Origin of the sequence: Chryseobacterium sp. CBSDS_008 (assembly GCF_049959325.1) — a bacterium.
Taxonomy (GTDB): domain Bacteria; phylum Bacteroidota; class Bacteroidia; order Flavobacteriales; family Weeksellaceae; genus Chryseobacterium.
The window spans coordinates 183350-208278 of sequence record NZ_CP188202.1 but is presented as its reverse complement, the minus strand read 5'-3'; the positions used below and the strand labels follow the sequence as shown (position 1 = coordinate 208278).

The 24929-nt window shown below is 36.2% G+C and carries 22 protein-coding genes; 3 read left to right on the top strand and 19 right to left on the bottom strand.

Annotated elements, in window-relative coordinates; genetic code table 11:
* Positions 1-11: 11 nt before the first annotated feature.
* The 13 genes from ACP3T3_RS00895 to ACP3T3_RS00835 all read right to left on the bottom strand — a co-directional run bounded on the left by ACP3T3_RS00895 (position 12) and on the right by ACP3T3_RS00835 (position 12483).
* Positions 12-2090: a type VI secretion system Vgr family protein gene (locus ACP3T3_RS00895; RefSeq protein ID WP_426478072.1), complete on the bottom strand. Its 2079-nt coding sequence runs from the start codon at positions 2088-2090 to the stop codon at positions 12-14.
* A gap of 122 nt (positions 2091-2212) precedes the next feature.
* The gene (gene tssD / locus ACP3T3_RS00890; protein ID WP_426478071.1) at positions 2213-2599 is read right to left on the bottom strand and encodes a type VI secretion system tube protein TssD; all 387 of its coding nucleotides are present in this window, start codon (positions 2597-2599) and stop codon (positions 2213-2215) included.
* A gap of 85 nt (positions 2600-2684) precedes the next feature.
* Positions 2685-3071: a type VI secretion system tube protein TssD gene (gene tssD / locus ACP3T3_RS00885; RefSeq protein ID WP_426478070.1), complete on the bottom strand. Its 387-nt coding sequence runs from the start codon at positions 3069-3071 to the stop codon at positions 2685-2687.
* A gap of 367 nt (positions 3072-3438) precedes the next feature.
* Complete coding sequence (locus ACP3T3_RS00880; RefSeq protein ID WP_426478069.1) at positions 3439-4800, bottom strand: DUF5458 family protein; 1362 nt, start codon at positions 4798-4800, stop codon at positions 3439-3441.
* Between the two features lie 11 nt (positions 4801-4811).
* Complete coding sequence (locus ACP3T3_RS00875; RefSeq protein ID WP_426478068.1) at positions 4812-5261, bottom strand: hypothetical protein; 450 nt, start codon at positions 5259-5261, stop codon at positions 4812-4814.
* 78 nt (positions 5262-5339) lie between these two features.
* Positions 5340-7163, bottom strand: coding sequence for a type VI secretion system baseplate subunit TssF (locus tag ACP3T3_RS00870; protein WP_426478067.1), 1824 nt, complete (start codon positions 7161-7163; stop codon positions 5340-5342).
* Positions 7164-7169: 6 nt separating this feature from the next.
* Complete coding sequence (locus tag ACP3T3_RS00865; RefSeq protein ID WP_426478066.1) at positions 7170-7598, bottom strand: GPW/gp25 family protein; 429 nt, start codon at positions 7596-7598, stop codon at positions 7170-7172.
* A gap of 91 nt (positions 7599-7689) precedes the next feature.
* Positions 7690-8229, bottom strand: coding sequence for a hypothetical protein (locus tag ACP3T3_RS00860; protein ID WP_426478065.1), 540 nt, complete (start codon positions 8227-8229; stop codon positions 7690-7692).
* Positions 8229-8744, bottom strand: a complete 516-nt coding sequence (gene tssO, locus ACP3T3_RS00855; RefSeq protein ID WP_426478064.1) for a type VI secretion system TssO — start codon at positions 8742-8744, stop codon at positions 8229-8231. The genes ACP3T3_RS00860 and tssO overlap by 1 nt, the downstream gene beginning before the upstream one ends.
* 21 nt (positions 8745-8765) lie before the next feature.
* Positions 8766-9923, bottom strand: coding sequence for a hypothetical protein (locus ACP3T3_RS00850; protein ID WP_426478063.1), 1158 nt, complete (start codon positions 9921-9923; stop codon positions 8766-8768).
* 16 nt (positions 9924-9939) lie between these two features.
* Positions 9940-10890 (bottom strand): TssN family type VI secretion system protein, encoded by a 951-nt coding sequence (locus ACP3T3_RS00845; RefSeq protein WP_426478062.1) that lies wholly within the window; start codon positions 10888-10890, stop codon positions 9940-9942.
* On the bottom strand, positions 10890-11825 hold the full coding sequence (locus ACP3T3_RS00840; protein WP_426478061.1) for a type VI secretion system baseplate subunit TssG: 936 nt from the start codon (positions 11823-11825) through the stop codon (positions 10890-10892). The genes ACP3T3_RS00845 and ACP3T3_RS00840 overlap by 1 nt, the downstream gene beginning before the upstream one ends.
* Positions 11826-11829: 4 nt before the next feature.
* Complete coding sequence (locus tag ACP3T3_RS00835) at positions 11830-12483, bottom strand: NlpC/P60 family protein (RefSeq protein ID WP_426478060.1); 654 nt, start codon at positions 12481-12483, stop codon at positions 11830-11832.
* A 264-nt stretch (positions 12484-12747) separates the two neighbouring features.
* Here ACP3T3_RS00835 and ACP3T3_RS00830 point away from each other — a divergent pair, with 264 nt between their 5' ends.
* Complete coding sequence (locus ACP3T3_RS00830) at positions 12748-13803, top strand: PKD domain-containing protein (protein WP_426478059.1); 1056 nt, start codon at positions 12748-12750, stop codon at positions 13801-13803.
* A 101-nt stretch (positions 13804-13904) separates the two neighbouring features.
* Here ACP3T3_RS00830 and ACP3T3_RS00825 read toward each other — a convergent pair whose 3' ends face one another.
* The 6 genes from ACP3T3_RS00825 to ACP3T3_RS00800 form a co-directional block, all read right to left on the bottom strand.
* Positions 13905-14717 (bottom strand): hypothetical protein, encoded by an 813-nt coding sequence (locus ACP3T3_RS00825; protein WP_426478058.1) that lies wholly within the window; start codon positions 14715-14717, stop codon positions 13905-13907.
* Between the two features lie 40 nt (positions 14718-14757).
* Complete coding sequence (hemF, locus tag ACP3T3_RS00820; protein ID WP_426478057.1) at positions 14758-15678, bottom strand: oxygen-dependent coproporphyrinogen oxidase; 921 nt, start codon at positions 15676-15678, stop codon at positions 14758-14760.
* A 50-nt stretch (positions 15679-15728) separates the two neighbouring features.
* Positions 15729-16265, bottom strand: coding sequence for a CopD family protein (locus ACP3T3_RS00815; protein ID WP_426478056.1), 537 nt, complete (start codon positions 16263-16265; stop codon positions 15729-15731).
* Between the two features lie 26 nt (positions 16266-16291).
* On the bottom strand, positions 16292-16921 hold the full coding sequence (locus tag ACP3T3_RS00810) for a porin family protein (RefSeq protein WP_426478055.1): 630 nt from the start codon (positions 16919-16921) through the stop codon (positions 16292-16294).
* 23 nt (positions 16922-16944) lie between these two features.
* Positions 16945-18672, bottom strand: coding sequence for a M12 family metallopeptidase (locus tag ACP3T3_RS00805; RefSeq protein ID WP_426478054.1), 1728 nt, complete (start codon positions 18670-18672; stop codon positions 16945-16947).
* Between the two features lie 1017 nt (positions 18673-19689).
* On the bottom strand, positions 19690-20115 hold the full coding sequence (locus ACP3T3_RS00800; protein WP_426478053.1) for a hypothetical protein: 426 nt from the start codon (positions 20113-20115) through the stop codon (positions 19690-19692).
* A gap of 756 nt (positions 20116-20871) precedes the next feature.
* On the opposite strand from ACP3T3_RS00800, the gene ACP3T3_RS00795 reads away from it, so the two are divergent.
* Together ACP3T3_RS00795 and ACP3T3_RS00790 are read left to right on the top strand one after the other, a co-directional pair.
* Entirely contained in the window at positions 20872-23847 is a 2976-nt protein-coding gene (locus ACP3T3_RS00795; RefSeq protein WP_426478052.1) for a sensor histidine kinase, read from the top strand.
* Between the two features lie 13 nt (positions 23848-23860).
* Complete coding sequence (locus ACP3T3_RS00790) at positions 23861-24493, top strand: response regulator (protein ID WP_426478051.1); 633 nt, start codon at positions 23861-23863, stop codon at positions 24491-24493.
* Positions 24494-24929 lie beyond the last annotated feature (436 nt).

Below are 24929 nucleotides of genomic sequence, written 5' to 3'. Positions count from 1 at the left end.
TGGGATTTATCTTATTTTTTTTGGGTTGAGCTTACAGGAGCCGTTGGATCTGTTGTCAGTTTTTTGTATTTATCTACGTATTCCAGTCCTTTATCAATACTCGAAGGAATAATTTTCTCCAGACCGAGCGCTTTTACTTTTTCCATATCTTTTTCCTGCTTCGTTTTTTCAGGGCCCTTAGGCTTATTATCCATACTGATTTTACCACCTTTTATCCCTACACTGGACTTGGCATTCACAATAGCCTCCTTATCCGAGTGCATCATTAATTTCTCTTCAGCACTTAAGGTAAGTTCTTTTGTTTTCAGATCGAGTTTCTTTTCACCCTTTGTCATAATTTCCAGCGCCGAATATTCAATTTTTGCTATGGCTTTGGCACTGATCTGGGTGGCAGTGGTTTCCAGCTTATTGGCAATAGCTTGCTCCATATTAACCGTTGCAACCGATATTTTTGCCCCAGCAACCATTTTTATTTCTGCCCCAGCAGTAAGATGAATGGATTTAGGTGCATTAATTTCAATATTCCCCTTACCGTCCAACACAATAGTATTGTTACTGGCATCCCTTATGATAATACTTCCTGTCTCATCATTCATTTCAATACGGTTTCCACTTCGGGTCTGAATCACTTTTTTAGCATTATTTTCCGTCTGGTAGCCACTTTTCTCAGATCCGTTGTAGTGGGCTCCCATCACATAAGGTTTTTCTGCATTGTTACTTTCAAATCCCACTGAAATTTCTTCTCCCGTCTCGGGCACAAAATAAAAGCCTTTTCCAACACCTCCATGCGGCTGAACGAGTCGAAGCCAAGGAGAACTGGTTCCTTTACTCTCCTGCCAAGGAAACTGAACCCTCACTCGCCCCATTCCCATCGGGTCATTATTATCCACAACCCTTGCCGACTGCTGTTCACCTACAGGTACCGCCTCACCATCCTGATAAGGGGCAATATAGAGATCCGGAATACCGGAAAATTCATTATAGTAGATATTTCCGTCATGATAATGCGTAATCTCGGTAATTCTATAGGTCTCCATTGCCTTTCCGTTGATATCTATCAGCTGAACCCTCCCTCCTATCTTTACTGCCGGATCCTTACTTTTTCCTCTTACCTGAACAAGCTTTTCCCGGTTCTCCTTCTCCTTAGATACCACTTCCTTAAGCTCTTTTTCCGTAACATCGGAAATACCACTGTAATTGAACAGCATCTGCTGCTTCTTTTGATATACTTCCTTCGAAGCATTAATAGCAATAGCCTGGAAATGATTTTCTTTATATTGTGAACGGATAGAGGATGATTTTGCTTTTGTATTGATCCCCTTATTGGCATCATAAACCGTATATTCAAAATCCTGAGGTTTGATGTTGAGCTCAAACTCAACTTCAATAAGATCAATATTTTCTTCAAGGATAACCGTAGACTGCACTTTGTTACCAAATACCAGCTGCTGGCCATTATAATAAAAGTACTCCCCATATCGTTGGGCAAGCCTTTTTATAAACTGATAATCCGATTCCTTGTATTGTACAGTATAAGGTAAGATATACTGAGTGTTCAGGTTCTCAACAAGTATTTTAATATCCGAATGTTCCTCTGTGATCTCTTTGATGATTTCATTAAGCTTTTTGTTCTCAAAACTGTGGCATGCTTTGCCATTTTCAAGGAGAATACTAGGCGCATTTCCGGTGATAATGAGCTTACCGTACCCGTTTTCTTTCTTATTCCTGATATTGGTGATAACTCCGCTGAAAGACTGACATATGCTTGCGAAACGATGAAAAGAAAAGGTAATATTTTTTCCTAGAATATTTTTGGAATTCTCCATCACATATCCTTCAAAACCGTCCAATGCATCGTCAGGAACAAGGATCGTAAAACAATCGTGTTCATTGGTAAGCTGCTGCAATTCTAATGAAAAACTGGAGGTATCAAGAAATGGCTTTCCTTCAAGCGCCAGCGTACAATATACTAAAGGACTTTCTTTTTCTTTTAGCATGGAAATTATCGGTTGGGAAGAATTCTGTTCTGCATATGGATCCCCGGATGTATCCGATGAGGGATCAGACTGTGTATATATTTTTTTTGACATGACAAAAATTGCATTGAGATTAACTTGATTTAAAGTGCCTTGCAGGAAGTTTCCTATACGTGAGATGTTACAGCATATCAGGGATATGGATCATACAGCATCACTGCTCAACATTTTTTTATTTATTTCCACATTTTCTCATGAGTTGCACTATTGAGATCAAACTTCTTTGCAATCATGCGCATTTCAATCTGTAAAGGTTGGGTGCTGTTGGCATCAAATTTCTCCTTAAAACCGATGCAGTATGCTTTTTCAAAAACCAGTTCCTGAAGTTTACTGATCGCATCACGGCGATAAAAAATAATCTTACCGTTTTTCGTCTGATTATGATCCAGCATCCAGGTTAAAAGTTCCGAATTTCCCGTACTTTCAATTTTAATCAGGATTTCTCCTCCCTGAGGTATGCCCTGAGGCTTACCGGTATTATCAGTTGCCTGGGTAAAACCATATTGACACTCAAGGATATTGTAGGTAATACCGTCTAGTTCTAATTTCGATAAAAATGACATAATATAATAGCTTATAATTAAATTAATAAACATGGATAAAAAGATAAACAGTAGTAAACAGATTACTACTGTTTATCCTCAAGGTTTATACCCACTCATTTTCATAGGCACCCGTTCCCAATTCGATTTTTCTTGAGGAAATCGTAAAGGCTTCAGTCAATGGATTATCTCCCGTAGAATCAAAATCTTCCTTGTGCTTCACCAGGTATCCTTCTGTGAATTTCAATTCTTTTAGTGTTGCATCGCTATCCCGCTTAGCAAATACAATACTTCCATCTTTTCTTTCAAAAGAATTGGTCATCCACTCGAAAAGATCAGTAGCCCCCGTCCCCTCTATGACAATATCAATCTTCCCTCCTCTTGTAACGGTGGAAGGCCTTCCCGTTGCATCAGTCTCCTGAAATAATCCGTAGCTGACTTTAAGTATATTATACTCTTTACCAGCTACTTTTAACTTTGCTTTAAATGACATAATGTTAAAATTTAATGTTAATAAATATTTGAAATACAATACATTCCTCACACAAGCAGATGCCGAAATATTCAGAAGCGGGAACCCTGAAAAATAGCGTCTGCATCAGCAGATACAGAATGTTTGTAGTTTTGATTCAAGTCAGAAAGAAGTAAATAACAGTCTTTTTACGCTGTACCATACTTACCCGACTTTATATAATATTGGTGCTTTAATCAATCTGCAATACCTTTAAGGATGCATATCTCTAAGCATATTCAGTAATCTCCTCGATAGAAGAGAGAATGCATAAGTATGCTTTAATCGGAACTGCTTTTTTGAATTGATTCCCTAAAATAATTACAGGCGTTGGCAAAATAAGCTCACTCTAGTTTTGCTTATATTCCGTATCCCATTCATTCCCCTGATCTCCTTTATGACCATCCATTTTAATCAAAAAGTTTTTAGCCGGAAAATAAGGTTTCATATGAATATCCAGATGAATACGGTCCTTTTGAACAGGATCCTGCTCAAATCTTTTGATTTCAAAATTTTCTATCAGTTTTCCAGGGCCGGCAATGCTGTCCAAGAATCCGACAATCTGATTCATAATTTCCTTTCGGGTCACTGCCGTGAAATTTTCAAATGCCCTTCTGTTCAGAAAATCCATCAACACTTTAGTAACGTAATCAAAAACCCGCACTACGGAATAGGTCTGCAGCCCCAAGTTGTCTCCATTGAAAAGAGTTTTCCCTGAAAAAGCCATCACCTTCCCATACTCATTCACCATAGGAATAAGACCTAAATTTTCAAGATTGGCAATTTCACTTTTTTTAAGATCAAATTTTACGCCCTCCACTTCATTAATCCCCCCGAATTTTTTTCCTGCTGTAACCTGAGACATCAATGTTTTATAAATCTTTCCCGCCAATGCAGTAGATGGGGGTATATACATGTTCTCACGCTCCTCTATTTCTTCAAACCTGCCTCTGCCTACAAGCCAGTTACAGGTCATCAGCACATTTGATCTGTATACGTCTCCCCCTGTAAGGTAAGCCTGATCAAACATTTCCATAACATCGTCAGGCTCATCAAGATGCTCGAAATCCGTGACAAGCATTACCTTATTTTCATACACCAGTTTAGCCCATTTTTCTATAACCTTATTGGAACCTAAATAACCGGGAATAACTAAAATTCCATAATTATTTTTAAGATCCAGTCTGTCATAATTATCCGTGAGCTCCGTATGGATGGTGTCAATAAAACGGGTATTATCCAGATCCTTGAGCTGGTCCAGTGCAGCATTGACAATCGTAATATTTTTAACCTTTGCAGACTCTGTATTTTTATAAAATAAGGATACCGTTCTGTAATTTGCCTCAATTTCATTGGTATCTTCAACCGCTTTGGATAAATTGTTAACTAACAGCTGTTCCGCAAACTTTTTCCTTTCTTCACAATCCGTAACCATATCTGACAAAGATTCACTGTTAGCCAGCACACTCGCCCACAACTTCAGGGTCTTTTTTAAGGTATCCTTTTCTTTCTCCTTACCAGGCTCCGTTAAAAAAATTCTTTTCCGGGCTTTTCTTTCAGGATTAATATTCTGAACCCCATCAATGGATATTTCCAAAAGGTCAAACCCCCCATAACGTGCCAGTGCTGCCAGGTTATCTACCGGAGCATATTCTTCTTTAAATCGTTCCGGGATACCAGATGATTGCTGTACTTGTTGTTGCTTGTCCATAATTTGTGCTTTTATTGATTATTTTCCAATTCCAGGATCAAAGCCTGCAAAGTGCTATATAAAGCTTTTCGGGCGTCAGGATCCTCTATGGCGGCTTTTAAAATCTTATTGGTTTTCAGCTGCCTGATGATTTGTTGGTATTGATTTTTTTCCGTTTCCAAACCTGACAGAAAATCACTCTGCCTGGTAATCCCTTTAATCCCGAAATCTCCAAGATTATTGAATTTCAAAGATTCTATTTTAGAACCTCCCTTTTCATCCTCAAATTCAACTTTAATTTCCGGCTTAAAATGTTCAAAAACTTTTTCTACCGTATCCAATCCTTCAACCAGTTCAGGTTTTACAGGATCATGGGCCGTTAATTTTTGCGCCAAAAGTGTCCTGTTCTGGGGAATTTCAAAGATGGATTCGCTTATTTCTGGTGGAACTTCGTTTCCTCCAATTCCTTTGTTTAATAACATAATATATATTTTTAATTATTATTTATAGTCTTTAGCTTTCAAGGTCAGGTCTTAACCTCCCTATAAATCAGCAACATATTAATGTTCAAATATCCTGTAAGGAAGCATATGAGTAGAATTATTTTCGAGTTTCAACAAAAAACTCTCACAGCTATATTTCCATTCTTCCTCACCAATATCCCCTATGGACAGATTTCTAAAAAGATGAACATCTACAGTCCTGCTGAAGCCATTCTTTAAAGCCACTTCTTTCCTGGTCCCTTTCTCTACCCTGGCATCTGTAATTGTATCCTTGAAATGTCCCATAGCTAACTCCCGGATATCTGCCGGGGTTACTATTCTTCCTCTGCTAAGCAATGCCGTTCTGAAAGAAAGAATCTTATCCTGTGGTGAAAGGCTTTTTCTTCCACCCCATGAGGAGGTTATCATCACAGAATTCCTTTCACATATCAAACTTCCAGGCTGGTCCGCAGCAAAGAGGGTTCCCGGCCTGATATGATTGGCTTCTTCAGCCTGGGTATTCCAATACGAAATATTATAAGAAGTCTCCGACCTTGATGTATTACCAGTTATCATAAGGTAGGGGTTATGGATATAAGAGAAATTCTTCTCCTGGGCAAGCTGATGCAAAGCTGCCATATTCTGGCTGATCTGCACCAGCATCTCCCTGGCTAAATCACCTCCGATTGCTGAAAATGCAGCCGTTTCATCTTTGATCACTTCCAACAGATATTGAAGCAGCTCAGAAGCACTCCGATGATCAAACCTGCTCACCCCTCCTCTCCTCAGAATAGCAGATATGCTGTCTCTTTCCCTCTCATAGTTCTTTACATCAAATCTTCGCCCTGCATCATCGGATACATAATCCAAAGCTAAAAAATGATCTTCGGACTGAATCGGAAGAATATCAAGTCTTCCCAAAGCTCTCTTATAGGCCTTGGTATTATAAATATTAACGACCGGAACGCAATTAAGAATAATACTGACATTCTGCAGTACCTCATCCTCTACTGTTTCAGGGAATTTAAATTGAAGCCAGATTATATCCTCATCTTCAGCTATTTTGCTATCAGGAAAATAGCGCGTAAAAAGCTCCCCACTCTGACATTTTTCAGCAGGCTCTATTTTTTGCTTCAATGTAAAAAACCTCGAAAAATAATAGGCATTCACATCCTGGTATATATAGTCAAGCTCCAAATGGTTTTTCATAAGAACATCACTAAAGTCAACAGGCTTCTGATCAACATTATATCCCTTGACAAGCTCAAACTCCTGATTATTGTAACATACTTTCACTTGGTTGATATAGTGAAAAAATAATTCTTTCTGATACTGATTATTAAGATCAATATAAAACATCATATTGTCCAGAGATCCTGAATCTGAACTGCGGATTCCTACCCATATTTCACCAGCCGGCATATGGCTCTCACTTTTCTCTAGTACCGCCGTGGAAAAAGAAGTCTCCTGCATCTTCATAACCTTACCGTGAGCCAGATACTCAACCCGGGCTGTAGTCAGGTGAGCTTCTATTGTGGGACAAAAATAAATATCCTTACCTGGAGCCTCCGAACGGTTAAGACCTTGCGATGCCTTTTGATCGATTTTAAAATGATCATGTAATGAAAGCCTGGTCCCATTTTCAAGAGGAAATATCTGAAGTACAGATCTGGAAGGCATCACACCGGAAACTTCCTCCGGAAACAACACCTCCAGGACCCGTTCAGTAATACGTGCCCTTGAGCTTTCGAGTTCAAATCCGAGCTTTTCAAGCTCAGAGGCTGTAGCTGACAGCATAAGACCTACAATAGGGTCAAAGGAAGAATCTGCTTCCAGTTCATTATATCCCCAGAGTTTTGCCGCTCTGCGGAATATTCTGTCTTTAATTTTTTCTTGATTCATACAATTTTAATATGAAAGAGGTCCTATAAAAAAAGATTTTTGAAAAAAGAAAGGCCTGTCCGTTTCTTTTATCAATCCTTTTACAGCAACCGTTACCTTTTTCTTTACTCTTTTCCGTTCTGATTTTCCAATGTCAGTATTGCTAACCGCCACTTCTATATCCTCCAAGAGAAGTCTCTTTTCGTGCCTTATAATAGATTTTTTGACCGTTCTGCTGATAAATTCCTTGATAGAATTATCACTTTTAGGAAGATCAAAGTCTACTTCAAAAATTTCAGTTCCAAAGTGATCATCAAATTTGCACCTTCCTAAGGGAGTGGTAACAATCATAAAAAGATGCTCAGCAATAGACTGATCAACAGATACTTTTTCGCCGTCCCTTTGATCCATAATCCGACCAAAATCCATTGGGGTCTTATAATAAATTCCTCTCATTGCAATAATATCTCCATTTTTAAAGTTTCACCATCACATTCACCTTAACGCTGAATAAAGCATTATTTCTTATCATGTGTTATCCTTGAGGTCATATCGGCTTTATCCTATAGGCAGCCAGACAATGAATCTGATTATTGATATTATAGTTCTGCGTACTACTTATCAAAAATTCGTAATTCTTTTGATAGGTATATATTTTGATAACAGCCATTTCTTTTTCATTTATTGTCTTTAACTCTTTTTGATTAAACTTCCTTACAAAAATGCCGTCACAGTTCACAGGGTAATCATTTTTATAACTCACCGTTTCACCACTGACATATTTGATCTCCACCACCTGCTGTTTTTTAATGCATACATTTTTATCGATAATCCTGATATACATAAAAATAGAATTGACTCTTTTCCCCAGCTCCATGATGGCATAAACAAATTCTTCATTTTCAGCTCGAAGCCTAAGATCCTGGGTACTGACGAAATATTTATTCCCGAGCTTTTCCTTGGTCTGCGTTATTTTACAATCGAACTGAGCCGTTTTCAGAGCAGAGTCCAAAACCACCTGTGCCTGTAAAAACAGTCCCCCGAAACCAATGAAGAAAAAAGTCCAATAGGTTTTGAAAGTATTCATTACTGAGCTTTATAGAGTTGACGACAGACGTCAAGGTCTGTTTTGATTTTATCATATTCCTGTTTCAGGATTTTATTGATCGCCCGTAAACTGTCTATGTTCTTTCCCACTAATGACAGGCGTTTGATCTCTTTCTTACGGTCCACAAGGTCTTTATAACCCATGATAATATTACTATACATAACCTCATTTTTGATACTGTCTTTAGGAAGTTGCTGATACATGTCCGTAAGGAGTGATAAGGCCAGATTCTCATTGAAGAAATCGTTCTTACCCTGTACTCCAATAGAGTCTACAGCGAATTTTACTTTCTCTAATTGAAAAGAAAAGTGATCCTGAATATCCATTTCCTTCTTAAGCGTATTATTTTCAGCCTTTAGTAAAGAATTCTCCTTAAAAGGGAAATACGTATTAAAAAACAGTCCTGCAACCAAAGTAAATACGGCAACCAGAAAGAACAAGATAAAAAAAAGAAATGCACGTAATCTTTCTTTTTTGTTAAGGATTTCCATCATACTACAATAGTCATAAGGTTATTACTCTGCCAGAAAAGAATGATTCCTTTTGGCTTGATGGACAGCATCCCGATCACCCGGCTTTTCAGAAACAAAAATACTTCCGTCTCTCTTTTTACCGATATAATCCAACTGATTAAGAATGGAAAACATCTCCTCTGTAGTTTTTATCAGCCGCTCTGTTTTAACAACAATTCTATCAATCTCATTATGATTATAGTCAGCATTCAGAGCATCAGAAAAAATAGATTCAAAATCTCCCTGACTTACATTACACCACTCCGTCAGGTAATTCAGTAATTCTTCTTTACCTGAACCTGTATAAGTCTCTATACAATTCTTCAGGACTCTTCCCAAAGCAATAACCGATGAGAACATACGAGTCGGAGGCGCATAAGGAGCAGACCAGCGATAAGCATTAATTTCTGATCCGAGGTAGCCAAGCGTTTTATCTGCCATATCATCCACCATTAAAGACAAAAGATGGGTCTGCTTTTTAGCACGAATCTTTTGTTTGATTTGGGAAGCATAAAGTTCCAGCTGGCTATAGAAACGGTCGATCTCAATATACAAATCTCTTAATTTTGTATGACCTGAAACACTGATGCAAGGAGGAATATAATCCATATCCATGGTACATTCTCCACCACTTACCACTATCCTTGCCACCGTAAGATAACCCGCTCCAAAACCCATCGTATTTTTTAACTCACTCTCCGGAATAAGTTTCAGTGAATATCCTGATTTTGCATAAGGATATCTTGGAGGATTTTCATCAGGATCAGGCTCCCCAAAAGGTACTCTGTTAAAGAGGCTTACCGCAACACAAACCATCAGCCGCATATCTTCATCATCTCTGATCTCATAACTCGCATCATGATGTAATAGCATATCTTCAGATAATCCGGCATCATCACCCCCAATATCAATCCTGGAACCATTAGGAGTAATAGCCTGACATTCTTCAATAGCAACTTTCAACAGTCTGTGCTGGTCTACTGCCATTCTGATTCTAACGGCATCACCCGGTAAAAGTCCGTAGTTCACAGGATAAGTATGAATCCCGACTGAATCTCGAACAGCATCACTTATATAGTTCTGAATCCCTATAAAATGATTTTTATTAATCTTCATTCCATCAATCCAGTGGATGGGATAATGTTTTAGCTTTTCTATCATTTTGTTTATTTTTTTATTAATTCACCATATTCTCTTCTTTATACTCAAAGTCGGGCTGCTGATCATTTTCAACCTCACTGATGATCATATGCTGCGCACGGGCACAGATGACTACACAGTTTTCATCAATACCATTCATATAGAGGGGAAGATCTGCATCTACATATTTTGTAGATTCATACCACTTGGGCCTTAAGAAAAAGACCCAATTGTAGAACCCATTCTCCCCTTCCACTTTTATCTCGCTTTCAGGATGTTTATCATTATAATCCAATATAAAACTGTAAAACAGTCTGCCGAAATCAATCCTTGTTGGTCCTTTCGCTTTGTAGGCACTATAATTTTTTGCATTCCTGTCTTTATCGATCAGCAGCGTAAAGACAACCAGATCCTTCATCTCCTCATCTGTAACCCCCGGAAGGTTCTTATAATTCTCCGGAAAATGCCATGTTTTATAAATCTTCGGTGGAATAGCCATTGCCCTGTTAAAAGTCTCATTGAGCAATGTGGGAAGAAGAAATAAAACATACTGTCCCACCATAAGAAAAACAAACTTACTCCCATTTAAAAAAGTATAGATTAAAACAAAGGGGATGATGCTGTAACCCATGATCAACAGAACAAAAAAGTATTCCAAACCCCTTACCTGATTCCCGAACTTCTTAAAAAAAGCCTGATACATATAACAATGTAAACTTCCCAAACACAAAGAGCCCAGTTGATAAAAAGCAAACTCAAGCTGCACATCATCCGTGAAAAGTTTATTATATCCTACAAAACTGAGTAATGCATTGATAATGATGATGACAAAAACATAAGAATTGAATTTGGATTTGTACTTATTTTTAAAATCCGGTATCCTCTGTCTGAAAATTGCGGTCATCATAATACAGACCGAAAGAATGACAAGGATGGAAACCAGAATTTCAGGCTCCGTTAGATTCAGAAAATATTTTTTCAGATGCATTATATCCTTGTATTATATCCTAAAACGGTTACTTCTTTTGCGTTCAGGTCAAAATCTTCTTCTTCCCTGAATAAAGTAATATTAAATTCAATCTCGGCTTCAATGGAAAAGAAATAAGAGCATAATAAATCCAGAAACTTCTTCTTCTTTCCCTTGTCAAGGTAGTCACAAAAACCTCCTTTTTTTATTGGTCCTACGATCACACTTAAGTGGTCCGTATAATGGTCATAATTGCTGCCTGACACCATATCAATACCTAACTTGCAATCTCCCAGCAAACTGTTCTGCGCATCATTATCATATGTATTATAATTTTTCCTGCTGATTTTAACCTGGTCTCCAAGAAGTAGTGAAAGCACCTGGCAAGTCATTTCAACATTACCTACAATCCGATAAGTAAAAGGCAGTATCCTAATCAGGCGGGAAGCCATTTCAGTGGATAAATCATCATGGATACCTAACAGTTCATAAAATATTTCCGGAGAAATCGAACTCTGCAGCCGGCATAAAAAGTCCTGCTCAAAGGTTTCAATGCCTACCCCATAGCTGAAAATTTCATTTTCAAAGGGTTGAAAAAAAAGCCTTGCATTCTTTTGCTCCTGCTTTTTAATCCTGTATTCCTGTATCATCACATCCACGCTGTTCTCAGTAATATCACTGCTCAGATCATGTACTATGTTTTCAGGCAACATATCATAAATGCTGTCACGGGAAAGAATAAGTTTTAAAAAAGGAGCACTCCCAAAGCTATACTTGCCTACCTCGGAATCCAGAATATCATATCGGTAGGCCCTTGAAAACTGCCCATCTTTCTCAATAATAAAATCCTCATATTCCAGATCTTTATTTATCAACAAATCATTGACTATAACCTCTGCCTTGATATCATACGGCAAAGCGCTGATCTGCCCGGCAATATTCTCAAAATATTTCATTCTCCTAGCTTTTAGGTTTTAATCTGCCCGCCGCAACATATCTCAGCTGGAAATACTGATCATTAAAATCATAGATATTTAATCCTCCGGCAGTGCAGGCAATTATTCTGTTATTTTGTAAGTATATAGCTTCATCAGAAATTGGATGCAGTTTATCATACCGGAAGAATAAAATATCTCCCTCCTGTAGAAACTTCCTGCCGGTAAACAATTCAATGTTTTTTGAGCAAAAAACATTTTCAGGAACCGGAGAAATCGTCTCCTGATATACCTCATTAAAAAGTAAAGAGACAAACGGTGCGCAATCAGCTCCTTTATTCTGTGCAGAGGTCTGCTTATTACCTGGATCGCTCATCCACCTGTCGATAAAAGAATATAACTTATAATTTGTGATTTTTTTAGGCATTACTCCCATAATAATAGAGTACCTTTCCTGGATATCCAGATCCTGATCACTGAGCTTTTCATCCTCGTGATCTGTCATTGCAAAAGTGGAATCGATACGATCTTTGATCCCACTTAATTCCTTGGTATATTGCTCATAATGATGCATATAAGGCAATTCGTTTATATACTTTCTCTCCGTACATGACACAAGTCCGGATAAGGAAAGAAGACTTACCAGTGCAACCCAGTATTGTTCTAAATAAAATTTCATCTTTATGTAGGTGTTTTAAAAAATACTAATACGGCATACCTGATACGGCGAGATGGAAAAGCAGGTATTATCAAAAACCAGAATAACGGTGATGAACTTTTTCATATTATATATACACAAATGTATAGGATGAATTTTCTCATTTTCATGATTCAAATCATGAAATGACATAGAATAAAATCTATAAAATAGCAACATAAATTATGGATATAAATACATTGCCATTATCTTTGTTATTATATTACCACAATAAACACAAATACTATGAAATATTTTTTTTCTTCCAGCCTGGATTCCAAGGTCTTTTGGAGCATTATCATCCTTTTAGCTTTAGGTATACTTTTATTCATCTACCAATACAGCAGGCATGTAGATTGCGAAAATGCACGCTTTATCATATATGCCAAAGAGTTTACAACCAATAAGGCAGTAGAATTTGATGACAGCACAACCGGGGCAAAAAGCTGGGAATGGGATTTTGGTGACAGTACCCGGGCAGACAAAAGGCAACGCACCCTGCACTCCTACAAAAAGCCCGGCGATTATATTGTCACACTCACAATTAATAAAAACTGTGTCCATCAAAAATTAATAACAATCACCAGTACTGACCAGTACAGTGAAAATTTGCCATTGATCATTGCCCCCAATGTTGTGACAACAGGAAAAACTGTTGCATTTAACGCGATTAAAAAAGATGGTGTTTCCTGGGAATGGAATTTTGGAGAGTCCAATCAAATAGATGCAGTAATCCAAGCACCCACTTATCAGTTTAATTCAGAAGGTTCTAAGAAAATAACCCTTGTGGTCAATGGTGACAGCCAACATTCAGCAAGTAAAACAATCTATGTTGCCCCCGTAACAAAAGAAGAAAAACCGAAAATAGATATCCGCTCCTATGAATTCGAAAAATCTCATTCTTCTTTTTCATTGCCTGTGGGAAATCCCGAGAAGGATCCCTTAGTAGATGCATTACAATATATTCCGGCTTCTCCTAAGTCAGTGACTAAAAAAGATACCCTCATATCACACGCAAATGCACCCGAAATATCGAACGAACAGTTTAGAATATTACTGCAACAGGTAGCTGCAGAATCAAAAACCAAAGAAGATTTTAGTGGTTTTATATGCAAAAAATATAGCATTCCCGTTGTCGTTAACAACAAAAAAATCATCTCATTTGAACAGTTTTGCCAGCTTATCAGCGGAAAAAAAATAAAAATCACCCTGTTGAGGCTGGAGAAAAATAAGCAAAATTGTATAGAACATATCACAATTCAGTACAAAGTGAAAAAGTTTATGCTATGGATAAAAGAATAAAAATATTGAGAATACATTTCCCTCCAAATAAAAATCAGAGACCATGCCTTCTCTGATTTTTTGTTTTAATTAACTAAACGGACATAAAAACTGGAACTTTATTAAAAGTCATCGTCAATATTCATCCTCTCTTTAAAGTCATCGCTTAATGTTCCCTCCAATTGATCCCAGGATATTGGAATCACAAAATCCAAAAATGAAGAAGAGATAATTTCATGAGGATTATAATGAAAATACAATCCGTTATTATCAAAATAAAAATTACCGGTATCCGGAATTTCATGCAAACCATTCATTTTAGACATCCTTTCATCAAACTCATGGATCCGCGGATCACCTACTGCATTAAAAAATATTTTGTACATATTTTTTTTCAATAGTACCAGCAACTGCTCCCTGGATATTTTGGTGATATCTTCAAGGATAAGTTCCCGATTATTCTTAAGGTCAAACATTTTGTCTTTGTAGGTACACCGTGCCATTGTATAGCCTTCATTATGGATATCTGTATATTGAATATGCAGATACTGATGAAGTAAAAATTTCACCTCCATCTCACTGCTGTAAACCCATACACCATTAAGGTTTTTTGTTTTACGAAGATTTTTCAGATGATCATAATGTTTTAAAAGATCTCTTTCCATATAAATCTCTAATTCCTGCTTTGAAAAATAGGCAGAATCTTTATATTGAAAATAAATACGATTAAGCAAAGCTGTATTCTGGATAAAAGGAAAATAAAGTTTCTTCGAGGAATAGATCATAGAAAACGAATCCGTAATCTTGATCGTATCTGTAACATTGAATGAGTCAATGGTGTATATATCCTTCTCTATCGGAGGATAGGGCCCAGCCTTTTTACATGCCGTAATGACAAAAAAGACAGTAGCTAAAATTATCGTTGCACTTCTCATGAGTTCTTCAAGTTAAATTTGGTAAATTCTAAAAGAATAATTAGAGTTTCATGTTGATCCAATCTCTGGGTTTAAGCCATTCTTCCATCTGAGCTTCAGGACTTCCTGCCATAGGATGAAAATCATATTTCCATGTTGCCATAGGGGGAAGACTGATAAGAATTGACTCTGTACGTCCACCCGTCTGAATCCCAAATAAAGTGCCCTGGTCATGGATAAGGTTAAACTCAACATAACGCCCGCGCCGATAAGCCTGCCATTCCCGATGGGCCCGAGTATAGGGTATATCTTTATTCCTGATGACCAAAGGAATATATGCATTCAAAAAGGCATTCCCGTTGGACTGCGAAAGAGCAAAAATATCTTCAATACTTTTACCTGTATCAGGACGCAGATCATCAAAAAAAATCCCACCAATACCCCTGGCCTCATTATTACGGTGCGCATTGACAAAATATTCATCACACTGTTTTTTAAACAAAGGATAAAGTTCCATGCCAAAAGGATCACATGCTTCTTTAAAAGTACGATGAAAGTGACTCCCATCACATGCTTCAAGGTAGAATGGCGTTAAGTCCGCTCCTCCCCCAAACCAGCAATCTTTAAGCTCCCCGCTTTTGTCATAAAGCTCAAAATACCTGAAATTGGCATGCACAGAAGGAACAAATGGATTAATAGGATGTATTACAAGTGAGATGCCACAACCCATAAAAGAATCACAATTGCTTACCCCCTTAGCTGACAGCATTTCAGGAATCTTACCATGAACAACTGAAGTGCTGACACCTGCCTTTTCAAATACATTGCCGTTCTCAATAACGTGTGTACGGCCACCTTCACCTTCGCAGCGCTGCCACACATCCTGCCTAAAAATAGCCTTCCCATCTATTCCCTCCAAAACTTCACATATTTGTAACTGAAGTGATTGTATAAAATATATAAATTCGTTTTTAATCTTCATCTTCAAAAAAATTAATACAAGACCTACATCCACTACATACAAGCAGGTTTTTACCTTCTGAGCAATTTCAGGACTATTACCAGTAAAAACAACAATATAATAGTGCCTGTAATGAATGGCCCGTAATAGATCATTGCTAAATATTTTAAAATAATACAGCACCCCAGTAAAAGTAAAATCAAAATACCCATCTCATTGATATGCTGTAAATTGATACTTGGAGTCTCTAAATCATATCCTTTTAGTACTTTTAAATGGCGGATTTTCTCAAAACACCAATAATGATAAATGCTCAGCATAGAGAGAAAAATCAATTTTAAATCAAACCACTGCATGGTCAAAAGATATTTTTTTACAAAAAACATAATCAGCCCCGTTACAAGCATAATCAATCCACCCGGAACAACAATAATATTCCATATCCTTTCAATACTAAACAGGTATTGTCTTCTTAAAATCTTCTTTCTTGCTGTTGAAAATCTATCCGTGTATTTGTAACAAAGGAATAAATGTCCTATATAAAATATCCCTAAAAAATAACCTGTAATAGAAATAATGTGCAGCAATTTGATTGTAATGATAAACATATCAGTATCCAACAATTAAAAGGTTTCTATAGTTGTATAGTATATCCGACCATTAACTGAAAACTTCTGTTGTAAACATATTTTGTATTGACAACATTTTGTAATCCCAGATCATATTGCCCTCTGATATAAATTCCTATAGGAGATTGATAACCAAGACCAAAACTCAACCCGTAATCAAAGCGCTTAACCTGATTGACATGATCTCCGAACTCAATTTCTTTGGTGCTTTTTTCAATATCCATATCTGAGCCCCTAATTGTTTTCAACGTATGACCTCCCGTAGCTAAAGCCAGATACATCCCTGCTGACACAAACAAACCTTCAGCATTTTCCCCATTAATATAATATACTAGATGAGCCGGTAATTCAAAATAACTGATTACCCGTCTGGAATTAATAGTTGTATTGTCCTTTGATATCGTCCTTTGAGCGCCTTTTGGATTATAAAATATTCCTGACTGAATTCCCCAATTATTGTTAAGTTTGATACGTACCGAGACTCCCGCATTAAAATTTGATGCATTTGAAATACCCGTGGTCTCATTGGTATGTACCGTGGATATCCCAAAACCTGCTTCCGGTGCTAAAGCTATCTTCTGAGCAGGTACTGTTGCTGAAAGAATCAAAAGTGAAATGATGAATTGCTTTTTCATGTTTATATATGTATTTTTAATTATTATTTCCTGATATCGATAAACATTGTACCTTGGGCTGTATATCCGACCAACTGAGCGTTAGTAACTTTTCCGTCAATTCCATCAGGGTCGACAGCGCCATAAATATATCCGCTATTAGTATCTATAATTGTTGTTATATATGAAGAAGACCCCTGATAAGTAACCTCACCTAAATAGGATGACTGACTGAAGTTCAGATCATCACTGGAATTTCCATTATTGAAATCCAATTGTCTGAGTTTGCATCCTCCATAGGTAAAACCATTCGCAGTATATTCCAATGCAATACTCTGCCCTGGGGCCAGCGCTATCTTTTTATCAGAGCATCCTGTAAATTTCATCACAATATTCTCTAAAGCCGGATAATTAATATTCCTGATTTTTAAAGTAGCTGGGGTGTACTTATTAAATGAATGCACCTGCCTGTCCGTATTACGGTCTGAATTCCACCGTTTCAAATAGATACACGAAGTATAATCATCTATTTTTTGGGATTCCACGATCGCTTTCCTGCTACCGCCATCAATACCGTCCCTATTGGTAAAATGGTAATACGCTGTATTTTCCGGATGCACGTAGTCTTTAATCAGTATCATCGATCCATCGCTATCCATAGGATCTGATACCTTAACAAAATACTTAATATCATTTGATCCCGACCAACTTAACTTTATATAATTGGTGACATCATTTCCATTATTAAGACCAAGTTGCTGTACCACGTGACCGTTATAAGTATATCTATCCTTTTGCGAATCATAATAAAGCATAATTTCTTCCTCCGGATTTAAAAACATGATATCAGGATCACTTCCTTCGGTCCTCATTTTTACTCTGACAACATTATAATCAATATTTCTCAAGATCAGTTTTCTGGTGTAGTAATATTGAACAAGCATGATATCTTTTGGGCTTAATCCTAACAGAGGCCGCTCTACAATACTTCCATCTTTTTTGGTAAAGAACGGCAGAGATTGGCTTATTAATAGGTCTCTCAAAGCAATGTTATTTCTCGGATATGAGCCATACATCATCACAGATTGTATGTCAAATGGAAAAGGATCACCTAAATTGGTCTCCTCTATTCTAAAATTTTCAATTAAAGTCTGGTATATTGAATGGTAATTGCTTTCTATAAAATTAAAAGTTTCAGGCTTCATAATGATATGGCCGTTTCTGCTGGATTTTTGATGTTCATGATTTAATCCAACGACATGGCCTAATTCGTGGATAATACTCTGAAGATCACATGATGGGCTGACCTGAACAATATTTTTTTCTCCGTTTTCCGGGTATCCCAGGCCGGCCCTGCAACCGGAGTCCACTTTTTTAAAATATACTTTTTCATTGACCGGAACCCGAATAAATATGATCCTAGTTTTATTATTCCAATGCTGTATCGCTTTATCTATCATTACCAGCTCCGCATTGGTAAAACCGGGGCCGATATTGAAACTGATGAGTCCCCCAGGCCAGAGAGATACATTAATATTTGTTATTTGCTCCCAATCCAAAAGTGCATACTTATTTTGTCCACCAGATCCGGACAATTCATTCACCTCATTTCTATAAAGGACAATATCATCCCCCACAACGTAATTTCCATTTTTATCCTTCCATGCAGCAAGCTTCTGACCCCTGTATTCCACTTCAACCATTCCGGCGTGGCTTTCAAATTGCAGGTCTGCTGCCTGGTCCTGAAAATCATCCTCTTTGCAGGAAAACATAATCATGCTTACAATTACTAGAATTAAGAGTTTTATATATAACATATTTAAAATGGTTTCGATGCTAATACTTCCGATATTACGCTGTTTATCCAGCTTTGAGTACAGCCATAATATATAACCTCAATCCTTATCAGATGTGTTATAAATAGATTCAGTACCTGACCGGCAGGCTTTTTTGATTATTACGTTTTTATGAAAAATGTAAACCAGAAATCTGTGACATTAACAAAAACATTCAGCAGTATCTATAATTCTTCCTTACTAATAGAATCAGGAATTTACTACACACCAGCCGGTAACTCTACCGCTGATTTCTAAACTTGTGCCTAAAATACCGGGCCTAGAATTCTAGGTCCCGGTTAAATAAAACAATTTCTAAAAAGGTTTAAAAATAATGTGTAAAATGTTATTACAAAGGTAGAAACAAATTTCTACTATAGATATGAATTACTATAGCATTAGATGGATTTTAATGTAGTTATTATGTGACAATACGCAACTTTAATACAAATTTTCCCCACTCTGTTAACCATAATCTTTGTGGTCAATCTAATGATGCAGTAAAGTAGACAGAATATAGGCCAGAAACTATAAAACAGACTTAACTCTAGTTTTTAATCTTGTAAAAAACGTGAAAATAAAAAAGGAACCCAGATGTTAAACCACAATCTGAATTCCCTTATCAAATGAATTATGAAAATAAAGTTTTAAACTTAAAATACAGGGTTTTAATTAAAAAACCCTGTGAGGGAACTTGTCATCTTTCTCATCACTTTGCTAAAAAATGAATAAAAATTTGTACTACAAACATAAGGACAAAATCACTAGAATGACCCTCGTAGCCTGTAGCATTATCACGAATTATATATAGTTTTTTAGTTACATTAAATCATTATTTAGCTGTAAACATATATACCTGAGCCATTTTAACAGAATTGGTTGATTTTTGAATAAAAAACCATTTCCAAAAAGGAAATGGTAAACATAAATAATATAATTAAAAAGTGATTGAATCTATAACTGATGATTAAGGTTCTGCTGGACTTTTTTCAGGAACTGATAGGCTTCTACAGATGTTTTCGTTTCCAATGAAAAAGAAAGAACGTTTTCTTTAAAATTTCTGTAATAAACACTTTCCTTCCAATTCATAAAGTGGCGCTCATTCATCTTTTTTTTCAGTACTATTTGTACACGATCCTTTTCCATTTCCATAAGGCCATACACGGAAAGCCTGTTTATGATTTCAGGGAGAAAATCATTTCGAAAATTAATGCTGACAACATGTTTTCTGAGGTATTTCATATGCCTTACTTCAGGCGTATATTCACCGATCTCCCATACGCAGTAGGCACTTTGCTCATAAGCAACCCACAGGGACCCGTATTTGTAAAACACTATAGTTTTTCCATTTTCTTTTGATATAATGTTTTTAATTGTCATAGCTTTTTCACTATAATTTCAACAATAAACAATTTAAAAACAATCCATTGCCGGGCAATTGTTTGCTTTTGGAATTATTTTATAGTCAGGTTATATTTCTATTTTTCACAGTTTAAATTTACACGTATTACCATTTTAGGCAAAAACCTACCCTATAGTTTTATCACTATCCGAATACAAAATTATAACTACAAAAAAAAGAACAATCATTTGCAATAGTAGATCATAAGCTTTTTAAAAGAATAGATAAAGCATTTTTCAGAAGATGCAGTAAGCAAGCTTCGGCAAAGCAGAAGTAGTAGATTTTAATCTATACTAAATTAAACATAATACTATAACAAACCCTATTAAAAACTACACTTCGAAATAATTCTATGACCTAAATTTGTGTAAATATTGACAAGATGAGAAAATATCTACTATACATCCTAATCTAAGGAGGGTATTAATCTTCAGTCATAAAGAGATAATAAAATATACCATTTACTTTACATTGCCATTCATTTTGTGAAAAATTTTAACCAAAAAACAAATTAAGCTTAAAATTATCACGTCAATTTGAATTACATTATTTTTAATAAAATAAACACAATTATTATATTTTAATATAATATTAAGAAATTAAATATAAAATATATATTTTTTTTAAAATATTCTTAAATTAGAAATCAAAAATAAAATTTAAATCAAAGTGATTTTTTTTTACAATTATTGAAAACAACATGATAGATATAAATTAAAAACCCAATTGTAAGGATGAAAAATAGACTTATATTTATTATATTACTGGCCTTTCTTAAACTGCATGCCCAATCTGAGCTTATATGGCAAAACTATACTATTGATAACGGACTACCACAAAACAGTGTCAAAGATATCATCAATGATAAATATGGCTTTATTTGGATTTCCACGGAAAATGGAATTACCCGTTTTGACGGCAGCCAGTTCATGACCGTAAAAAACCACTATAACCAAGCGAGATATACTAATTTTTGGGGCAGTATAGAAAAGGATTCAATTTTCAATGTTGACGAAACCGGTAAGACAACGTTATTTATAACGGGGCGAAAGTTGTTAAAAAAACCAATGCCTACAAAATACTTTACACTCACTGTAAACTATAACGGTCGTAGGTATAAATTATACAATAAAAATTCTATTGTGACCCCCAGAATGGATAAAGAGAGGCTTTGTATTCATGCAGGCCAATACATTTATTTTCTTGATAAGGATTGTTTTACCTACTATAACCCCGCAACCAATATCGGAACAACAATAAAAGTTCCTTTCAATATGGTTTTAGTAAAGAATATTTTTATGAGTGACAATAATCTCTTTATGACCGTTTCCGGTTATAAAAAGGTCTTTAAAATCAGTAATGGCCTGATTTCACAGGTAGAAAGCAGTCCGCAGCATACAAATCCACAAAGCGTTATTTTCTGGAGCCAAGGCACCCGGCAAGTCTATATGGTCAATAAAGATATCCTTTATAAAAGTATATACCGAAACGGCCAGCTCATTGCAGAAAAAATAGCCCATATTCCCCAAATCAATAAAAGACTCGGCCTGTTGTATATTACCTCAATTGTACACAATAAAGGAAATGGGCATGTATTTTTAGGAAGTCCCACAAAAGGATTATATATAATTACCCTTCCTCAGTTCAGCACTCCAAGTAGTGAGTCGTTATTTACCGGTAATGTTTTTTATGCTACCCTCCCTTTTGATAGCCACAGCGTCATAACACCTCAGGGAAATATCTACGACAGTATATCTCAGATTATAACTCAGCACAAAACTGACAATAAAGATGTGTTTAATGATTATAATAAATATTCTTTGGCTATCAATAAGGCAAAAGATATATTTTTTATAAAAAACGATATACTTTATAAACGCCTTAAAGCGTATCAGTATGATAAATATAGAACCGTCCCCGTACATGAAGAGATGGATGCTGTATACAGTAAGGATGGCCAGCTGTATATTGTGTATATAAAGAATGATAAATACTATCTTTCAGAATATAATGATCAGCTCCAAAAAACAACCCCGCTGTTTTATTTTAACTACCCTGTTAATGATATTAAAAAATACTTCGGTCAGCAGCTTCTTATAGGAGGTTTAAATGGGCTTTATCTGGGCAACCACTCAAAAAAACAAATTAAAAAGCTGCTGGATTACCCCGTAAAAAAAATCATTCAGACCTCTGACCGCAATATCTGGATCGTTACAAAAAATCACGGATTCTTTCTCCTCAAAAAAGATAGGCTGATCAGAATGCCTCTGGATGAAAACTCTTATATTCTTGATACGCACACGATATTAGAAGATAATCAGCACAACCTCTGGATATCTACCAATAACGGTCTTTTTAAGGTCAAAATGCAGAGTCTGCTCCAATATTCCGATCATAGGAATCAACCTGTCGGATATTACCGGTATACTACCGCAGACGGGTTACCAACTAATGAGCTCAATGGTGGCGGAAATCCCAACGGAAATATTTTAAGTAACGGACAAATGGTATTCCCATCACTCAACGGGCTGGTGTTTTTCAGACCGGATAAAGTAAAATCATTCTATCTGAAGGCTACCGATTTTTATATTGACAGAGCCTACCTCGATGGCCGTCAGGTTAATATTAAGGATAATACCCTTCATATTGTCAATGATAATTTCAAGACACTTGAGATTTTCATGGACTTTCCTTATTTCAATAACTTAAATAATGTAGACCTGCATGTATCAACAGATGGAAACCAATGGATAGATTTAGGAATACAGAGAAAATATACCCTGGAAAAATTAACACCAGGAAAACATAAGGTTGTATTTCGATATCTGGGCAGTAATAACAATTATATTTATAAAACAGTAGATGTCAAAATTGGCTTATTTTTTTACCAGAGTCTTTATTTTAAAGCATCAGTCATTGCCGCTATGGCATTTCTAGCATTTTTATTAATAAAATTCAATGATAGAAAGCTTAAATCCAGGAACGACCTTTTAGAAAAAGCCAATACAGAAATCAATGCCCAAAAAGAGGAAATCAACAGCAGTAATATTATTCGTGAAAAACTCATTGAGGCCATTTCTCACGATATTGCTACGCCGATAAAACACCTTTCCCATCTTTCTAAAAAGCTCAATGAAACGGATAGCCTGGAGATTCAGAAAAAGTATTTTCATAGCATACACAGGTCTTCAGAACTTTTGTATCGATTCACCCTTGAGCTGGGTAATTATGCGTTTCTATTTTCCAGCAAGATTGAGGAATCGGTCCCCTATCTGCTCAATAAACTGATTATGGAGAAAAAAACATTTTTTGAAAATATTGCTCAGGATAACAATACTGCTATTACTTTCATCCCTAAAAATGACCTGTATATCCAGACCAATAGCTCCGTTCTGGCAGCAATTGTTCATAATATCCTTGACAATGCAGTAAAAAACACCAGCGATGGCAATATCATCATCGACACAGATTGCGATGATTCCTTTATTTATATACAGATTACAGATGATGGAAAGGGGATGTCTCCCGATCAGATCTACTATTACAACAACCTCCATTCCATCTTGATCGGAGACGTGGAACTCCAGAAAAAAGGCTCCGGCTATGGACTTAAGTTTGTACTTCTTCTGATTGACAAAATTAAATCTCAGATAACTTTTAACAATAATTTCCCCAGAGGAACTGTAGTAGAAATTAAAATACCTAAATAAAATGTTGACAATTATGGAAAAAAACATCATTATAGCAGACGACCATTATGTCGTAAGAATGGGTACTGCTATAATTCTAGAAGGCGCACATCCCGATTTTAGCATTGATCATGCCGAAAGTTTTTATGAAGTTCTCGAAAAAATGAACGAAAAGAACTACGACCTACTGATCCTTGACCTCGAAATGCCGGGAAGTACTTTTGAACATATGATCAGGGATATAAGAAAACTGCAAGATGACATCAAAATTCTTATTTTCACCAGTCATAAAGAAAGTCAGGCAATCTCCTACCTATCCGCAGGAGCTAACGGATACCTTAATAAATCCTGTGAAGACACTAAAATTATTGAAGCGGTACATTCCATTTTTACTTCCGGATATTATTATCCGCAAGCATTATTGCATGAAGTGATCAATAACGATTTTAATCCCTCCGGTAAAGTGACAAGACCTTTGGATATGCTCTCTGAAAGAGAAGCAGAAATTTATCACCGACTGGTAGAAGGACATGGTATTCTGGAAATTTCTAATATACTGAACATTCACATGTCTACTGTCAGTACCCATAAACTCAGAATATTTAAAAAGCTCAATGTCCATTCCATCGCAGAGCTGGTACATCTCCACAATAAGTACTACTCATAATAACTACAAAGGACCGGTCATTAACCGGTCCTTTTTAAATTGTTAAAAATGCACCTGCGCAAGCCTGCTGGAGTTAATTTTAAAACGACATTAAATTCGTGATAATACTATAATAAATCCAGTGCAAAATAAAAAACATCGTTTTACATTTGTTGCATCAATCCATATACCCAAGGACATTACTTTCTTGTCCAATGGTACGCCGAATGGCTTCTGATAAGACTTAGCATTTATCATTAACTTTTATACATCACTCCTCAAAAAGCAGGGTGTAAATCCACAGCCTCCGAAACAGGGGGTCTTAATAATAAACTTATATCCGTGACTCAAATCAAAAAAAAATATTATACAACAGATTTAGCACAACCAATGATGAAAACATTTCTTATATATTTCATACTATGTACACCTTTTCTCATATACGCTCAAAATAATT

Coding starts and splice junctions, on each gene's coding strand:
- ACP3T3_RS00825 (WP_426478058.1), bottom strand. CDS start 14,717: ATGAGAAGTGCAACGATAATTTTAGCTACTGTCTTTTTTGTCATTACG.
- ACP3T3_RS00800 (WP_426478053.1), bottom strand. CDS start 20,115: ATGACAATTAAAAACATTATATCAAAAGAAAATGGAAAAACTATAGTG.
- tssO (WP_426478064.1), bottom strand. CDS start 8,744: ATGATGGAAATCCTTAACAAAAAAGAAAGATTACGTGCATTTCTTTTT.
- ACP3T3_RS00865 (WP_426478066.1), bottom strand. CDS start 7,598: ATGAGAGGAATTTATTATAAGACCCCAATGGATTTTGGTCGGATTATG.
- ACP3T3_RS00790 (WP_426478051.1), top strand. CDS start 23,861: ATGGAAAAAAACATCATTATAGCAGACGACCATTATGTCGTAAGAATG.
- ACP3T3_RS00860 (WP_426478065.1), bottom strand. CDS start 8,229: ATGAATACTTTCAAAACCTATTGGACTTTTTTCTTCATTGGTTTCGGG.
- ACP3T3_RS00815 (WP_426478056.1), bottom strand. CDS start 16,265: ATGTTTATCATTACAATCAAATTGCTGCACATTATTTCTATTACAGGT.
- ACP3T3_RS00805 (WP_426478054.1), bottom strand. CDS start 18,672: ATGTTTTCCTGCAAAGAGGATGATTTTCAGGACCAGGCAGCAGACCTG.
- ACP3T3_RS00840 (WP_426478061.1), bottom strand. CDS start 11,825: ATGAAATATTTTGAGAATATTGCCGGGCAGATCAGCGCTTTGCCGTAT.
- ACP3T3_RS00895 (WP_426478072.1), bottom strand. CDS start 2,090: ATGTCAAAAAAAATATATACACAGTCTGATCCCTCATCGGATACATCC.
- ACP3T3_RS00845 (WP_426478062.1), bottom strand. CDS start 10,890: ATGCATCTGAAAAAATATTTTCTGAATCTAACGGAGCCTGAAATTCTG.
- ACP3T3_RS00875 (WP_426478068.1), bottom strand. CDS start 5,261: ATGTTATTAAACAAAGGAATTGGAGGAAACGAAGTTCCACCAGAAATA.
- ACP3T3_RS00870 (WP_426478067.1), bottom strand. CDS start 7,163: ATGAATCAAGAAAAAATTAAAGACAGAATATTCCGCAGAGCGGCAAAA.
- ACP3T3_RS00880 (WP_426478069.1), bottom strand. CDS start 4,800: ATGGACAAGCAACAACAAGTACAGCAATCATCTGGTATCCCGGAACGA.
- ACP3T3_RS00830 (WP_426478059.1), top strand. CDS start 12,748: ATGAAATATTTTTTTTCTTCCAGCCTGGATTCCAAGGTCTTTTGGAGC.
- tssD (WP_426478070.1), bottom strand. CDS start 3,071: ATGTCATTTAAAGCAAAGTTAAAAGTAGCTGGTAAAGAGTATAATATA.
- ACP3T3_RS00835 (WP_426478060.1), bottom strand. CDS start 12,483: ATGAAATTTTATTTAGAACAATACTGGGTTGCACTGGTAAGTCTTCTT.
- ACP3T3_RS00850 (WP_426478063.1), bottom strand. CDS start 9,923: ATGATAGAAAAGCTAAAACATTATCCCATCCACTGGATTGATGGAATG.
- ACP3T3_RS00795 (WP_426478052.1), top strand. CDS start 20,872: ATGAAAAATAGACTTATATTTATTATATTACTGGCCTTTCTTAAACTG.
- ACP3T3_RS00810 (WP_426478055.1), bottom strand. CDS start 16,921: ATGAAAAAGCAATTCATCATTTCACTTTTGATTCTTTCAGCAACAGTA.
- tssD (WP_426478071.1), bottom strand. CDS start 2,599: ATGTCATTTTTATCGAAATTAGAACTAGACGGTATTACCTACAATATC.
- hemF (WP_426478057.1), bottom strand. CDS start 15,678: ATGAAGATTAAAAACGAATTTATATATTTTATACAATCACTTCAGTTA.